This window comes from Lentibacillus salicampi (assembly GCF_004565465.1).
GTDB classification, from domain to species: Bacteria; Bacillota; Bacilli; order Bacillales; family Amphibacillaceae; genus Lentibacillus; species Lentibacillus salicampi.
In genome coordinates this window covers 216,811-232,191 of sequence record NZ_SRHY01000001.1, presented here as the reverse complement: position 1 = coordinate 232,191, position 15,381 = coordinate 216,811, and the positions used below count along the sequence as shown (strand labels likewise).

Sequence of the window (15,381 nt, the reverse complement as noted above, 5' to 3'; positions counted from 1 at the left end):
ACTATATGAATACTGAAAATAGAATAGAACACGATCTCCTCAGGCAGAAACAGAAAGCCACGCCCTCAAGTTTTAAACCGGACGTGGCATTACTGATAATTCGTTTTTACTATTCACTTGAACCATTTGATTCGGCTTCCCCTCCCGCATCGAGTGCAGGCTGTTCAAACTCAACTTCTAAATTATCGTTCTTTTTAAGAGGCTTGCCTTTTTCAATGCTTTGTGAGACAACATAACCATTGCCAATTGCTTCCACTTCCAAAGCCGTCAAATCAGCTAATTGCATGACATCCCGTAATGACCACCCAGTGATATCCGGCATCTCCGGTTGATCCGTTATCAAAAGAATCCGGTCGCCCTGTAGCAACTCGTCACCTTCTGCAGCACTTGCCTTTTTAATGGTATCCCCAGATCCGATGACCGACACGTTCACACCTTTCTTTTTCAGCTCATTTTGGACTTTGGAAGTTTCCCGTCCTGTCATCTCCGGCAGCTGGACAGTATCAATCTGTCCGGACGCTTCTTTATCAGGCTCAATATCCAAATAATGCAGGCCGTTCTGCATGACATTTTTAAATATGAACGATACAGGCTCTGAACCGGTCTCAGTCACTTTAATGTCAGGTTGCTTGACCGAAACATACATCATCAGCTCCGGGTCTTCCTTGGGAGCCATGCCAAGAAAGGAATACATATTATTTCCATGACCGGTTAATAACTTACCATTTTCATAGATTTGGGCTGTTCCGGTTTTTCCTGCAACGGAATAATCGTCAAGCTTATATTCAGCGCCGGTACCATCCTCAGAGGAAACAACTGATCCCAGCAGGTCCTTCATTTGCTCCGATGTCTCTTTTGAAATAGGTTCGCCTGCCGCTTCCGGTGACTTTTCATCAATGACTTTGCCTGATGACGGATCAACTGTTTTGGAAATGACATATGGCTTGACCATTTTTCCGTCATTGGCGATAGCACTAGCCGCTTTCATTTGCTGTATCGGTGTGACGGTGCTCGCCTGACCAAATGCTGTCGAAATTTTATCACGGGGGTAGTTATAAACGAGCTGACCTGCTTGCTCGCCTGGCAGGTCGATGCCAGTTTTTTCATCAAAACCGAATGCATCCCAATATTCCAGATATTCCTCAGTCCCGATCTTTTCCCACAATAGTTTGGCCGCGGCAACGTTCGATGACCTGGCAAATCCCTCATCATATGTGATGGAGCCCCAGCCTTCACCACCATTATGGTCTCTGACAGGCACAACACGATCACTTATCTTATATGAGCCGGATTCAAACCATTCGTCACCGTTGTAAACACCCTGTTCAATGGCTGCCGACCATGTAAATATTTTCATTGTTGATCCCGGCTCGAAAGGTGTTGCAATGGCATCATTGTACCAGTTTTCAACGTCTGACGGATTATTCGGATTATAGCTTGGACGATTACTCATAGCCAAGATTTCACCAGTTTTGGGATCCATCACAGTAGCTGTCATACGTTCGGGGTTATAAGCCTCATCCATTTGCGTCATAACATCTTCAAGTAAGGTCTGTATTTTCTGGTCTATGGTTAAGTAAACATCCCCACCATCTTCCGGCTCTTTGATCACTTCATTCGGGTTTAATAATTTAGCGTTATACTGATCACGTTCATATGAGATAGACCCCGCTTTACCACTCAACAATTGGTTCATCTCATTTTCGATTCCAGTTACACCTGTAATCGTATTTTCTTCCTTTTGGGCAAACCCGATAATCTGCGACGCGAACATACCATTCGGATAATAGCGAATGGGCTCCTCTGTGAATTTGATTCCAGGGAGTTCAAGTTCCTCTATCTTTTCCTTTGTATTCTGAGACAGTTCTTTACCGGCACTTCCAAACTCTACCTGAAACCGGTCTTCCTGAACCCCTTCTTCCATTTGGTCCAGCAGATAGCTTTCATCCGCATCCAGTAAAGGAGCCAGCTTTTCTGCCGTTTCTTCCTCATTTACGACATGCAGCGGCTCCTCTTCGTTTTGTGTGTGTGATTCTCCTACAATAGCCTGAATGCGGTACGTAGGGCGATCATATGCCAGCGTCATCCCGTTCCGATCATAAACCTTGCCCCGTTCTGCATCCAGGGTGTAAGATGCAGTCCGTTTTTCTTCGCTCCAGTTTTCCAAAGAAACACCGGCAATCTCTCCGGTAGCCTGAATATACAGGAATCTCCCGGAAATAATCATGAATATACCGACAAATAAAACGATCAAAACGCCGGACATGACATGTGTTTTTTTGTTTTTCTTCATCATACATCCGCCTTGATTAGTTGTTATGATATGCTGTTGCTTGTTTTACGCGGGCATCCTGTATTTTCAAACCATTTTCCTTTGCAATTCTAGTGATGCGTTCAGGTCTCTCCAGCTGCTTTTTTTCATAAATCAAACCTTCATTGGTAACAGCCTGGTTCTGTACAGTTTGTTCAAGGGATTCCATTTCTCTATTCAATGTATCTGTCGAGGAGGCAAATGATACGACATAAATACTGGCGGCAATAAGCATCCCTCCGACTGCCGAATACAACAATTTTTCACCTTTTGTTATCCAGCTCTTCTTATGTACTTTAATGACCGTTTGTTCCTGTTTAGTTTCGTTTGACACGTATGACTGTTTCCAGCTGCGGGCAAGATTTTCATTCATGACTTTTTCCACCCTTCTTCATATGTAAAATCTTCATTCCATTGCTCTATTTTTTCAGCAATTCGCAACTTCGCTGAGCGGGATCGTCGATTATCACCAAGTTCATGTTCACTTGGCATAATCGGTTTTTTATTGGCTAATTTAAAAGGGGCCTTATGATCTTCCGGAATGACCGGTAAATTTCGGGGTACCGGTTTTGCAGTACTCCATTTTTTGAATGCTTGTTTACAAATTCTGTCTTCCAGCGATTGAAACGTTATGACGGCAATTCGCCCGTTTCTGTCAACAACGCGTGCTGCCTGGTGAAGCGCATCATTAAAAGCGGACAATTCATCGTTAACAGCAATCCGCAATGCCTGGAAAACTCGTTTTGCCGGATGCCCGCCCTTTCTGCGTGCCGGAGCAGGAATGGCTTCTTTAATGATCTCAACCAATTCAAACGTCGTATCAATCCGCTTTTTCTGTCTGGTGCTCTCAATTTTCCGGGCAATCTGCTTCGAAAATTTCTCTTCACCATAACTGAAAAAAATCTTAACTAACCGGTTATACGACCAGTCATTAACAATTTCACGGGCGTCCAATGACTGGTCCCGATCCATACGCATATCAAGTTTGGCATCATGCTGGTAACTAAAACCTCTTTCACTATGGTCAAGCTGTGGTGAGGATACACCAAGATCAAACAGAATACCATCAACGGATCCGATTTGGCGACTGGCTAATTGTTCCTCGATTTGCCTGAAGTTCGCATGGATAAAAAGTGTCCGGTCTTTAAAAGGCTGCAGTCGTTGCTCGGCTGCTTCCAATGCTTCCTTGTCCTGATCAATTGCGACCAACAACCCCTTCTCATTTAAGCGGGAAGCAATACGTTCTGCGTGACCGCCACCGCCGACAGTACAATCCACGTAGATCCCTTCCTGTTTGATATTCATTCCTTCCAGCACTTCTTCTTCTAATACACTGTAATGCTTAAACATCGACGACACCCTGTCTATTAAAGGTTGTTCAAAAAAGTCCGGTGAATATCACACACCGAATTCCTTCTGTGGAACTCGAACTTATTCGGTTAAATATCAAAATCCATTAGATTCTCGGCAATCTCACTGAACGATTCTTCTGAGTCGTTGAAATAATCTTCCCAGTTTTCATTGGCCCAGAATTCAACCCGGTTGGAAACACCAATGACAACACATTCTTTATCCAGACCGGCGTAATGGCGCAATGGCTGCGGAATGTTTATTCTGCCCTGCTTGTCCACTTCACATTCAATAGCACCGGAGAAGAAAAAACGCGTAAAAGCACGGGCGTCTTTTTTAGTTAACGGGAGTTTTTTTAACTTTTCTTCAAGCGATTTCCATTCATTCATGGGGTAGGCGAACAAACATTTATCAAGTCCACGGGTAACGACAAAGTTATCCCCAAGCCCTTCGCGAAACTTGGCAGGCACAATAATCCGTCCTTTTGTATCGATATTGTGCTGGAATTCGCCCATGAACATAGCCTATGCCCCACTTTCTTATACACCATGTTACCACATTCCCCCACATTTCACCACTTAATTTTTAATTTTTTTTCCATGAATGTTGAAAATGAGGCTAACGAGCTAAAGTCCAATGAAATCAGTCGGGAGAAAACCGTATCGTCGCATACCCCAAACACTGCAATAGCAGCCGCTCAGAGTATTTACCATAAAAAAACTCCCCACCTTCCTCCACTTTTCAGATAAAGTGGAGGAAGGTGGGGAGTCATAAAGTAAAACCTCATTCAGCAGGGAGTTTTGTTTTCCTTGCTGAATGTTCGTTAACAAAATCGGGCCTCTGCGAGCAGTTGATCCCCGCTTACCTTTTTGGGGGCCACTCCAAGAGCTTGAAATAGGGGCTAACTGAAACTATAAGTTCATGTCTCTACAAATAAACAATATGGTGGCCATCAAGAAATGAAAACGATTGGCTTGTCAGCTCTTTGATAAACCCGGTACCATAATCGTTCAGCCAGATGAACGGGTTCCACATCCGTTCCTGCAGGCCATTTTGTGGGTGTAGAGTGTTTTGGATCCGGTCAAATTCATTCAGCTGTTTCGTATAGCGATCCTCTAAGCCTTTCATAATACGGTCTTCCAGATAGTTAATATCTTCATTCAAATAATACAGGTTTTTATCGGCCAGTTCACCTAAATCAGAGCGTATGCCCCGGGCGATATCCCTTAGTGGTTTGTGCGCTGACTCAATAGCCTGCCTGATTTCGGCAGCAACCTGTTGTACAGGCTGGTCACTCTGTCCAGCCAACCACCGGATTTTAAGCGATTCGATGCCATGATTCACAGCATTCTCATCATCAATCCCGTAGGTACGTAATGATTTTTCCAGATGACGATCAATCAATGTAAAGGATAGCCGCGGGAGCACCGGTGGCATCTCCATACCAACTGCATGGAAAGCAGGCTTTAAAGCTGACCAATAACCAACTTCTCCGGGACCGCCCATAAATGCCAACGTCGGAAATAAACTTTCCTGCATGACCGGCCGTGACACGACATTATTGCTTAGTTTTGCCGGATGATGCTTTGCTATATCCATGATTTCTTCTGTTGTTAAAAGAACCTCGTGCTGCCTGCCTGCCCAGTTCCCTTCATCATCCCGTGTAAGCAGTATCCGTTCATTTCCTTGATGGTAAAAGAGATGTGCTTCATCAGGCTCGGTATCCAATGAAACCGTATACCCTTTTTGACTCAGTTGCTGCAGTGCTTTATGGACACCCGAGCTGATTTCCCTTTGGTTTTCAATCAGCGTCATAAAATGCTCCCGCTCCATTTCGCGCATCGCGGGATCGGCTGAATTGGCAAGAACAATTCCTTCATCATCGAAGAGTTGATAAATAACCCTTGCAAAAAAGTCCACATATGTAACCGATTGCTGCAAACAATCCTGTATGGTCCGATACAAGTTTTGTGTCTGTTCAGTTTCCTTCAGCTGGCCAAATAACTGATCCACCCATTGAACGGCAGCGAATTGATCAATCGGAATATCTGAAACGGGGCGCTTATCAGTCACCCGCTGCTGCAACGTGTGTTTTTTCATACGATTCTTCTCCGGTAAATAAACATGATTGATTTCATCAAAATCATGATCCTCACCAGCTATCCAGAAAACCGGTACAACTGGAATTTGCAGCTCGGACTCCTGGCGTTTCGCAAATTGGATAATGGATATGATCTTGTTAATGGTGTACATCGGCCCAGTCAAAAGACCTGCCTGTTGGCCGCCGATAACCACAACACTATTATGTTCGTTTAACCGTTCGATATTATGATATACAGATTGAGGAGCATCCCATCGCCTGTTCATCGTAACTAAAGCCTCGGTCAGCCGGCCACGGTCAATTTGTTTGTCTTGTAAAGCTTCTGCTCTTTGCTGATAGGTTGATTCAAGGTATGGATCATAATCAAAATGTTCCAGAATCTCCAGTTGCTGATGCCGGTAATCATCTATTAATGCAGTTTGTTTGTGTAATGTAATGGGCGTGATCCGCATTGGTCGCATGCTCCTTTAACCATAATCGTATATGTCCATAACACATTTTACATAAATCAAAGGTGGATTGCATTCAATCTGTTTTAAAAGGTTGTTCAAAAAGCCATTTCTGCAAAGAATGAACAACGCTGGTTAAACAGTGATTTACGGTCCATCTTATGTTCTTTCATTCCATTTCCGGCTTTTTTATATTATAATTAATAATAGAGGGATTTTTAAATACTTCTGTTTAAGGGGGAAGGATAACATGACTGATGGTATAAATGTTGGGAAACTTTTGATCAATTATAAAACATTGGAGCAATTTAAACGGTTTAAGGAATATGGGAATCAGGAACTTTCCATGTTAGAGGATTTGCAAAACAATATTATTGAGAATGACAGCGAATCGCCATTTTACGGCATCCATGTAGGACACAATCTTATCGCACGCATGAGTCTCTATAGGGTCAGGGCGAAATATGATGCCTATTTTGAACCGCCACAGGATTATCTGGAGCTGTGGAAGCTTGAGGTACTGCCTGACTATCGGGGAAGACATTACGGCAAAGCATTGGTTGACTTTGCCAAGCGTTTTCAGCTGCCAATCAAAACGAATCCGCGGATTAATTCCCACGGGTTTTGGGAAAAAATGGGGTTCCAAAAAGCAAAATATGAAATGGAAAGAGATCTCGGGGAAAATCCGCTTATATGGATGCCTGAGGGCGTTAAAGAAAAAGATGCCTAATTCGCAAAACTGTTAACGTGAAAATAAGCGATGAAATGCGAGAGCCACCAGCAAATCTATATGGTTTAATTCTATTGACGTAAAATAAAGACATGAATGGCAAACGATCATTCATGTCTTTTTAATTCAGTTTTGCGGTTCATTGACCCAGGCCCATAATTTTCCCATTTCTGTCCATGCCTGTTCATAACGGCTCAGTTGTGCTTTCAGGGCTTCATTTTCTTTCAACAGATGTTCTTGTGTTTCCTCTTCGCTATGGAATAATTGGTTATCACCATTGGGATGAGTCCGTATCTTCTCAAGCAGGGAAATAGCCGTATCTATCGGATCCGGATTTCCGTTAGCTTGTGTGTCGTAGTGAACCAACGACTGTTGCCTGTTATGCTGTTTCCGGTCTTCCCTTGCATTTTCAATAGCTTCCTGGTATTGCTTTCGGATAGAAGCATTCCAGCGAAACCCGCATGCAGCTGATGTCCTTGATAACTGTTTTGCCACATCCTTAAATGCTTCAAGCTGTGTTTTGCCCTCTCTTATATGACGAAGAACGGTTTCTGCCAATAATATATCTTCATCTTTCGTCCATGCATCCTGGCGTGTTGCATTCATAACATCCCTCCTTACGCATTTGCTATCAATGTATGCAAAAGGTAGGTGTGATAGAATCGTTCACAGCCAATTTTTCAGAAAATATTATCCGGTCTTCGTTCAGAAAAGATCTGCCGGAGCATTCTTTTTTACTGTTTCCTATATAAATATAAAAAAAACAGATCACTTCACTCAGTGATCTGTTTGGCTGACCTGCTGTTCATTTAGTCATTTGCTACGACTTCCCTGCCATCGTAATGCCCGCATGATTTACATACATGATGTGGTTTCGTCAATTCACCACAATTCGAGCATTCCACCATACCAGGTACGTGCAATTTTTTATGAGTACGACGTTGGTTTTTTACCTTTTTGGACGTTCTTCTTTTTGGTACTGCCATGCTTACACCCCCTTCAACTACGGAAAACCTATTCCTTTTCCTCTTTTTTCTCCAGTAAAGATTCCAGTTTCTTTAAACGCGGATCCGGTTTTTGTTCGTTTTTGTCCTCTGAAACAAGTTCCCAACCTTCCCCTTCAAATGGGGCCTGGCTGACAGCATCTTTATCATCCGAAAACACACGATAAGGAACGTTCAGTAAAATATTTTCCTTTATTAAAGGCGTTAAGTCAAGTACGTCTCCTTCAATCGGATGAATGTCGTCATCTGCATCATCTTTTTCATATGGCGATTCTGAAAATACTTCAACCGCGTTTATTTCAAACGGATAGGACACATCTACCAATGTACGGGCACATGGTAATATCATGGTTCCGGCAACTGTAAATGTAAAAACGACGTCATCGCCCTCATCCATCGCTGTTCCTTTAACACGAACAGAACCAATTTTCCGGATATCATTATTCATCGCTTCCAATTCGGAAACATCAACATGATCATCAAAAGAATAGGGTCCAATACTTGCATTTCGCTTAATTCGGCCTAATGAAAATTTCATCATATCACCTCAAGGCAACAAGAGTTATTTTAAAAGGAAAATGGCATTTTGTCAATATATTTTCTTTACAGGTGCTCTATTATCAGCATACCCGTTTTATTTACAAAGAACCATGCGTCATACCATTTTTTTTGATACAATAATACAAAACATTCAACTGATGATGATCCCCCGCCTCGTTTCACGCCATCATATCATTGTGGCGGACTTACTACCCGTTACATGTAAGAAAGGATTTGAATATATGCAAGCTTGTGGCTTAATCGTTGAATATAACCCGTTTCATAATGGACACGTGTTTCATATAGAAGGTTCCAGGAAAGCAACTGGCGCTGATTGTCTGATCGCGGTGATGAGTGGTTCATTTTTGCAACGCGGCGAACCTGCTATCATCGACAAGTTTCACCGAACAAAAGCAGCACTGTCACGAGGGGTGGATATCGTTCTGGAACTTCCTTACTTGTATGCTGTCCAGAGCAGTGACTTGTTTGCTAAGGGGTCTGTCCAAACCTTACATGAGATTGGTGCTTCAAGCATTTGTTTTGGAAGCGAATCCGGTGATATATCCCGCTTCACCAGAGCTTATGACGTTTTTCAACAGAAGAATTCGGCATACCAAACAACCCTTCAGGAAAAAATGGACCTTGGTATTTCCTTCCCGGAAGCGAGCCGTCTGGCTTACCAGGAAATAGGTTTGGCCGCCTCGGGGATGGATTTGACAAAACCCAATAATATTCTTGGGTTCAGTTATGTGAAAGCGATTTTGGATAATGGGCTGTCGATAGATCCCTTGACCATTACTCGAACAAAAAGTGATTATCACGACCAGACTATTACCGGTTCGATTGCAAGTGCAACAAGCATTCGCCGAGAGCTTCTAAAACAACAGAACATATCAGAAGCTGTAGCCGTCTCGCTTCCCGAAGAAACAACTCATCAACTGTGGGCGTATAAACAAGAAGCAGGCGTGTGGCATTCATGGGAAGATTATTTCCATTTGGTCCATTATCGCGTGATGACAATGACTGAACAGGAACTTGCAGCTATTCATGGCGTTGTTGAGGGTCTGGAAAATCGTATTAAACAAACAGCTCGAGACGCGACATCTTTTCATGAATGGATCAACAAGATTAAAACAAAACGGTATACATGGACAAGACTGCAGCGCATATTTGTACATATTTTAACAAATACAACAAAGACTGACGCAGCGCATGTCCAAAAAGCTGCAACCGTCCCATATGTAAGACTTTTAGGTATGACAAATACCGGACAAACCTATTTAAATGCCCGAAAAAAAGAGATGAACGTACCGCTTATTTCGACACTTGCCGGGGGAAAGGATTCACTTTTGACCATTGAAGAGAGAGCCAGCCGTGCCTATTACAGCATTATTCCCGGTGAAAAGAAAAAGTTCTTTCATCAGGAACTCGAACCGCCAATCATGATGTAAAGCTCGTCTCCACTTCCATGATCCCGCATTTGGGGGCAGAAACACCCGCCCCCTTTCACCGTTTTAAGCAGGTTCAAGATTCTGCAAGTGCTTTAGTGCATCATCAAATGTGTCAACAGGGACAATTTCCATATCCGTGCCGATTTCTTCTGCTGCTTTTAAAGCCCCTTCATAGTTCGAATCTTCCGCGCCCTTTTCATTTGCGGCGAAAAAGATGTCACAGCCCTCTTGATCGGCCGCTATCACTTTTTTATCAATACCGCCAATCCGCAGTATGTTTCCCTGATAATCCACCTCTCCGGTACCGGCAATCTGGTAACCCTTTGTTAAGTCTTCTTCTGTTAATTGATCATATATTTCCAGTGAAAACATAAGCCCGGCACTCGGTCCTCCGATACTGCCACTGGAAAAGTTCACCTCCGGATTAACTTCCACACGCCGATCGGTAACAAGCTGGATGCCGATTCCGACTTTGTTGTTTAATTCAGGGAAGGCCTTGAGTGTGATCTCTTCTTCAAGCTGTTTTTCATCACGGACAACATCAACGGTTATGGTGTCTCCCGCTTGTTTATTGTCAACATATTCAATTAAATCCTTGGATTCTTCAATTGTGCTATCATTAATCCCAACGATACGATCACCTGTCTTAAGGTAATCTTCCGCCGGCATACCTTCCACAACAGAAACGACATAGACCCCATTGTAATCAATTGAAATATCCTCTTCAGCTGCTTGATAAGCGACAACGGTTGATGCCTCCTGGGAACTTTCCATCATTTGTAGCTGTGCATGAAAATATTCGTCCTCCGAAACACCTTCCGGCCGCACCTCATGAAGCGGCATGATCTCCTGATGCGGGAGTATTTTCGCCCATAAATACTGGACCGGGGTTGCCTGTCCTCCACGAACGGTAACAAGATGCATGTCCCCTTCACTCTGGTAACCGTCTTCCACTTCTACAATCGGATTAAGAGCGTCTGCTCCACCGGGCTTATATATGTAAAAGGGAAGTTTATATGCTGAAATAAAAAACGCAATCCCAATAACCAGGATTAAATAAATCAAATGCTTCTTTGTGAATTTCACCGGAAAACCCCTTTCGCTCAGATGGCACGCCTATTTTGCAGTCTGTCAAAAGTGTATGTCATAAAAACATGATGTATGTGCGTATATTGGTATAGACTCGTACAACAATTTTACTGCCAATTGACGTAAATGAAACTAGCATTATTTTACTACTATCAAAAAGAGAAGTACAGGGCCACCCATCATTCTATGGGTACGTGTTCAAAAAGGGAGGATGAAAAGGACCCGGAAGTTCAAGGCAGAATGAGTTCCTGAGAGCGGGCTTCTTGCGTCGTGGTGAGTTCTGCAGTTAGCGATTGCCATGATTGGACTTAGCAGGAGAACCTTTATCGACGTGTCCTTTTCACCAAAATTTTTGAACTGCTTCTAAAGGGGGCTTCACATTGAAACAAATCATCAAAACACTATCCCTGTCAGGCGTTACAGTTTTTATTGCCATTTCGCTTATTAAGTACCCGGATCAGTCATTAGAGGCCAGCATACGCGGCTTAAACATGTGGTGGGAGGTCGTGTTTCCATCACTGCTGCCGTTTTTTATAACGGCTGAGCTTTTGATCAGTTTCGGATTCGTAAAATTTATTGGTGTGCTGTTTGAACCCATTATGCGTCCATTATTTAATGTGCCTGGTGTCGGAAGCTTTGCTTGGGCGATGGGCATGGCAAGCGGCTATCCAACAGGGGCGAAGATATCAGCTCGCCTCCGGGAGGAAAAACAACTGACGCAAATTGAAGCGGAAAGGCTTGTCTCATTCACGAATGCCTCCAGTCCGTTGTTTATATTTGGTGCTGTTTCAGTCGGCTTTTTCTATGATGTGAAGCTTGGTGTCATATTAGCCGCTTCCCATTATATCGGCAATGCACTTGTCGGTGTATGTATGCGATTTTACGGACGGAAAGCCGAGAAGCATACGTCCAAGCCGGCCAAGAAAAAAGTATCAATTGTCAGAGCCTTCAGGGAAATGCATCATGCCAGACTCGATGACCCTCGCCCTTTCGGAAAAGTCGTGGGTGACGCCGTTTTGAATTCAATCAAGACCTTAGTCATGGTCGGGGGATTCATTATCCTGTTTTCCGTTTTCACAAAGCTGCTTTATATAGCAGGGGTGTCACCGATTATTGCATCACTGTTCCAATATATCCTGCAGCTTTTCACACTGCCAGTGGATCTGGCATTGCCTTTATTATCCGGTCTATTTGAAATAACACTCGGATCAAATTTAATTTCCCAGGACGAAACAGCCAATTTATTGGAGAAAATCATTATTGTCAGTTTTATACTGGGATTTAACGGGCTTTCAGTTCAAGCGCAAGTCGCCAGCATTATCGCACCGACTGATATCCGATTCGCACCTTACTTTTTTGCCAGAATCATTCATGGGTTTTTTGCGGCTATTCTGACAGTCATATTTTATACACCTTTATATTTAAACCGGACATCATTTGATTTTAAGGGCGTACCGGTCTCAAATGACGCTCAGCAATCATCATGGCAGGATTTTTTACTTCACTTAACCGATATAGGGCCTTTTATAACCTTTTCGGCATTATTAATCGCTGCGCTTATCATCATAAGACGACTGCGAAAAATATAAGAGGCTGGGACAAAATTATAGCATCAAAATAAAAATCCTTAGAGAAATTTATAATCTGTTCGGACTTTTACTATATAATGATAGGTGTTTCACTAGCGGCGTTTTGTCCCAGCCTCTTATACGTACTATTGAAACTTCTCCCGCAATGCATCCACAACAGGAGGAGGCACCAAATCATGGACATCGGCCTTATATTTGGCAACTTCCTTGACAATACTTGAGCTAAGGAAAGAGTACTGATTGTTCGTCATCATAAAAAATGTTTCAATATGATCATCCAGTTTCCTGTTCATAGCCGTTATCTGCATTTCATACTCAAAATCACTGACGGCTCTTAATCCGCGTAATATGGCATCTGCGTTATGTTTTCTTGCATAATCAATTAATAATCCCTTGCTTGTAGCAACTGAAACATTTGGTAAATGATTGGTGCTTTGTTCCAATAATGACACCCGTTCCTCAACAGAAAATAACGGTTCCTTGGACTGATTATTAAAGACTGTCACAATCAATTGATCAAATACAGTTGCTCCGCGTTCTATAATGTCAAGATGGCCATTTGTAACCGGATCAAAACTCCCTGGACAGATCGCTAATCGGTTCAATTAAAATCCCCCCTCTTTTATCTTTTGTAGATGGTTATGCCTGTGGTATCATTATAGGTTTCCTGTTTCATGATATACAAATCACGAGCTTCCCCTGGTAATTGTTCAGAGGCATTATGTTCACAGTAAATCATGCCATTCTCCCTTAATAGGTGCAGCTGTCCAATTTCTTCCAGCAATTTCTCGTAACTTACCTTTTGATAAGGGGGATCCAGTAATATCAGATTAAACTGAAGGCCCCTTTTAGCTACAGCATTCAACGCCCGAAAAGAATCTGCGCGAAATACTTCAGCACTGTCTTTCAATTTTAGTTTCCGGATATTTTCGTTTATCGTATGTATAGCCTTTGGATGTTTATCAACAAATATCCCTTTATCCAAGCCCCTGCTCAACGCTTCAATCCCCAATGCGCCGCTGCCGGCAAACAAATCAAGACAAAAACCCCGCTCAAAAAAAGGCCCTATAATCTGAAAAACAGCTTCCTTCACTTTATCTGATGTGGGCCTGGTTATTTTACCCGGCACCGCTTCTAACTGACGTCCTTTATGGAAACCGGCTATTACACGCATACAACCACCTCAATAATTAATAATAATGCCATCAAAAAAAATCCGCAAGCATCAATTAGGAATATAAAGGTACTTTGGCATTAAAAGATCTATTTTTTATAAGAAAATATGTATATAAAAATTGCTTCTGTCCATAATAACCTAGTGAAGCAGTTCAAAATTGCTTGGCTGTTTCAAAAACTCGGAGAAGACTTACACTTCCCCATAAGTTCTTCCTCCGGTTTCTCCTCTCCCTTTGCCTTTTTGTTTTCTGACAAGAAAACAAAGGGACCTGCAGAAATATTTCTGCAGGTTTTTTCTTTATAGAGATTAAAAAGTATAAATTTTTTGACTACATGAAGCTCTTTGTCAGCAATAGCCATGTCCAGATCCAGCGTCTACCCCTCGAGGTCTTAAGCAATCATTTTACGTGGCAAAATCCGCCACTACAAATACTTGCTTAAGCTTTTCAGGGGTGAACAAGACGCTCTGGCTTTTCTTACCCAAACAGAAAAAACCTTTGCAGTTCTGATATGTATCACTGCAAAGGTTAAATGCCCATTTTATAATCATACTGTTTAGCCTTATCCGGCTTGGCATTTTCAAAGTCGGTACGCAAAAAAGGTTTATAGGAACGTTCCACTTTTGACACAAATGGCAGTTTCAGCAATTTGGATTCTGCGTTTTCCAGAATTTCCTGATCTACATATACAACTGCATACTTAAGTTTTCTGGATGAATAAAGCAAGTGGCCGTACCGCTTAATATGTTTTATGTTTTTCATATGCTGAAACCAGACGATCAGTCCCCGGCGTTTCGTTCTCATCAGTTATCCTCGCTATCATTCCATTTGCCATCAGTGTACCAGAATCTAATTAGGACATCAAGATACTTTACAGCCACATTTTCCGCCATGGCCGCAGCCTGTGTCGGTCAGTGCTGCACCATCTTTTGGCGCTTTAACGTCACCACTGACACTTAAAGCGATATACTCGCTTATTTCGTCAAGCATCTTCTGTAAATTACGTTCAGCAACTTTAAATGCCGCCACTTTACCATTCATGTCCATCTCACGTTTTGACGAGCGCACCTTTTTCATAATCTCATTATAATCAGGGTGATATCTGCCAAAGCGCTGGACTTCCTCGTATTGTTCCTTTATATCATTAAAAGCCTTAATCAGCTGTTGTGCCTCCGTGTCTTCATGTAGCGTTTTCCGGGCGTCTTCATAGGATTCCATAACATCAGACTTTAAGACCATATTACTTACTAACTCGGAATGATCAAGGATGTCTGCATATTCAATAGTGCCTATCATCATTTCACCTCCACCACTATCTTACCATGGAATACGCCTGATTAAAACAGGGGGGGCGTTTAGTCTTTCATAGCTTCGGTAAAATTGATAAGCATATTGAGCATCTGTACATGGCCGCTGATTTTGTCAACCTGCTGGGAAAATGTTTTACCATAAAATACCTTTGATGCTTTTTCCAACTCCTCTACCCTGTGCGGTTCCCTTGTTAAAAAGCGGTACCACTCAGGATTAAACCGGACGAAATGAGCTAATTCCGGGCGCTGGCTTAAATAGTGATAGACGGTTTCCTGCATGAT

Annotated in this window: 18 protein-coding genes; 3 read left to right on the top strand and 15 right to left on the bottom strand. The window is 42.6% G+C overall.

Features of this window, described 5'->3' with window-relative positions; genetic code table 11:
* Positions 1-109: 109 nt before the first annotated feature.
* The 5 genes from E4U82_RS01175 to bshC all read right to left on the bottom strand — a co-directional run bounded on the left by E4U82_RS01175 (position 110) and on the right by bshC (position 6,214).
* Entirely contained in the window at positions 110-2,293 is a 2,184-nt protein-coding gene (locus E4U82_RS01175; protein WP_135108202.1) for a penicillin-binding protein, read from the bottom strand.
* Positions 2,294-2,309: 16 nt separating this feature from the next.
* Positions 2,310-2,684 (bottom strand): cell division protein FtsL, encoded by a 375-nt coding sequence (gene ftsL / locus E4U82_RS01170; protein WP_135108201.1) that lies wholly within the window; start codon positions 2,682-2,684, stop codon positions 2,310-2,312.
* Positions 2,681-3,661: a 16S rRNA (cytosine(1402)-N(4))-methyltransferase RsmH gene (gene rsmH / locus E4U82_RS01165; protein ID WP_135108200.1), complete on the bottom strand. Its 981-nt coding sequence runs from the start codon at positions 3,659-3,661 to the stop codon at positions 2,681-2,683. Before rsmH ends, ftsL begins: the two co-directional genes overlap by 4 nt.
* Positions 3,662-3,750: 89 nt before the next feature.
* Positions 3,751-4,182, bottom strand: coding sequence for a division/cell wall cluster transcriptional repressor MraZ (gene mraZ / locus E4U82_RS01160; protein WP_135108199.1), 432 nt, complete (start codon positions 4,180-4,182; stop codon positions 3,751-3,753).
* Between the two features lie 406 nt (positions 4,183-4,588).
* Positions 4,589-6,214, bottom strand: coding sequence for a bacillithiol biosynthesis cysteine-adding enzyme BshC (gene bshC / locus E4U82_RS01155; RefSeq protein WP_135108198.1), 1,626 nt, complete (start codon positions 6,212-6,214; stop codon positions 4,589-4,591).
* A 247-nt stretch (positions 6,215-6,461) separates the two neighbouring features.
* Here bshC and E4U82_RS01150 point away from each other — a divergent pair, with 247 nt between their 5' ends.
* Positions 6,462-6,941: an N-acetyltransferase gene (locus tag E4U82_RS01150; RefSeq protein ID WP_135108197.1), complete on the top strand. Its 480-nt coding sequence runs from the start codon at positions 6,462-6,464 to the stop codon at positions 6,939-6,941.
* A gap of 126 nt (positions 6,942-7,067) precedes the next feature.
* Here the strand turns inward: E4U82_RS01150 and E4U82_RS01145 are convergent, their stop codons facing one another.
* The 3 genes from E4U82_RS01145 to E4U82_RS01135 all read right to left on the bottom strand — a co-directional run bounded on the left by E4U82_RS01145 (position 7,068) and on the right by E4U82_RS01135 (position 8,483).
* Entirely contained in the window at positions 7,068-7,547 is a 480-nt protein-coding gene (locus E4U82_RS01145) for an RsfA family transcriptional regulator (RefSeq protein WP_135108196.1), read from the bottom strand.
* A 203-nt stretch (positions 7,548-7,750) separates the two neighbouring features.
* Positions 7,751-7,927: a 50S ribosomal protein L32 gene (rpmF, locus tag E4U82_RS01140; RefSeq protein WP_135108195.1), complete on the bottom strand. Its 177-nt coding sequence runs from the start codon at positions 7,925-7,927 to the stop codon at positions 7,751-7,753.
* Positions 7,928-7,955: 28 nt separating this feature from the next.
* Positions 7,956-8,483, bottom strand: coding sequence for a YceD family protein (locus E4U82_RS01135; RefSeq protein ID WP_135108194.1), 528 nt, complete (start codon positions 8,481-8,483; stop codon positions 7,956-7,958).
* A 244-nt stretch (positions 8,484-8,727) separates the two neighbouring features.
* On the opposite strand from E4U82_RS01135, the gene E4U82_RS01130 reads away from it, so the two are divergent.
* The gene (locus E4U82_RS01130) at positions 8,728-9,936 is read left to right on the top strand and encodes a nucleotidyltransferase (RefSeq protein WP_135108193.1); all 1,209 of its coding nucleotides are present in this window, start codon (positions 8,728-8,730) and stop codon (positions 9,934-9,936) included.
* Positions 9,937-9,999: 63 nt separating this feature from the next.
* Here E4U82_RS01130 and E4U82_RS01125 read toward each other — a convergent pair whose 3' ends face one another.
* Positions 10,000-11,022, bottom strand: a complete 1,023-nt coding sequence (locus tag E4U82_RS01125) for a SepM family pheromone-processing serine protease (RefSeq protein WP_135108192.1) — start codon at positions 11,020-11,022, stop codon at positions 10,000-10,002.
* Between the two features lie 383 nt (positions 11,023-11,405).
* On the opposite strand from E4U82_RS01125, the gene ylbJ reads away from it, so the two are divergent.
* Entirely contained in the window at positions 11,406-12,614 is a 1,209-nt protein-coding gene (gene ylbJ, locus E4U82_RS01120) for a sporulation integral membrane protein YlbJ (protein ID WP_135108191.1), read from the top strand.
* Positions 12,615-12,739: 125 nt separating this feature from the next.
* Here the strand turns inward: ylbJ and coaD are convergent, their stop codons facing one another.
* The 6 genes from coaD to E4U82_RS01090 form a co-directional block, all read right to left on the bottom strand.
* Positions 12,740-13,219 carry a pantetheine-phosphate adenylyltransferase gene (gene coaD / locus E4U82_RS01115; RefSeq protein WP_135108190.1) on the bottom strand — a complete coding sequence of 160 codons (480 nt, stop codon included), beginning with the start codon at positions 13,217-13,219 and terminating at the stop codon, positions 12,740-12,742.
* 17 nt (positions 13,220-13,236) lie between these two features.
* Positions 13,237-13,788, bottom strand: coding sequence for a 16S rRNA (guanine(966)-N(2))-methyltransferase RsmD (gene rsmD, locus E4U82_RS01110; RefSeq protein ID WP_135108189.1), 552 nt, complete (start codon positions 13,786-13,788; stop codon positions 13,237-13,239).
* Between the two features lie 173 nt (positions 13,789-13,961).
* On the bottom strand, positions 13,962-14,150 hold the full coding sequence (locus tag E4U82_RS01105; protein WP_135108188.1) for a hypothetical protein: 189 nt from the start codon (positions 14,148-14,150) through the stop codon (positions 13,962-13,964).
* A gap of 167 nt (positions 14,151-14,317) precedes the next feature.
* Entirely contained in the window at positions 14,318-14,593 is a 276-nt protein-coding gene (locus E4U82_RS01100; protein ID WP_135108187.1) for a YlbG family protein, read from the bottom strand.
* Positions 14,594-14,650: 57 nt separating this feature from the next.
* Positions 14,651-15,085, bottom strand: a complete 435-nt coding sequence (locus E4U82_RS01095; RefSeq protein ID WP_135108186.1) for a YlbF/YmcA family competence regulator — start codon at positions 15,083-15,085, stop codon at positions 14,651-14,653.
* A 59-nt stretch (positions 15,086-15,144) separates the two neighbouring features.
* Entirely contained in the window at positions 15,145-15,378 is a 234-nt protein-coding gene (locus E4U82_RS01090) for a YlbE-like family protein (protein ID WP_135108185.1), read from the bottom strand.
* Between the last annotated feature and the right edge of the window lie 3 nt (positions 15,379-15,381).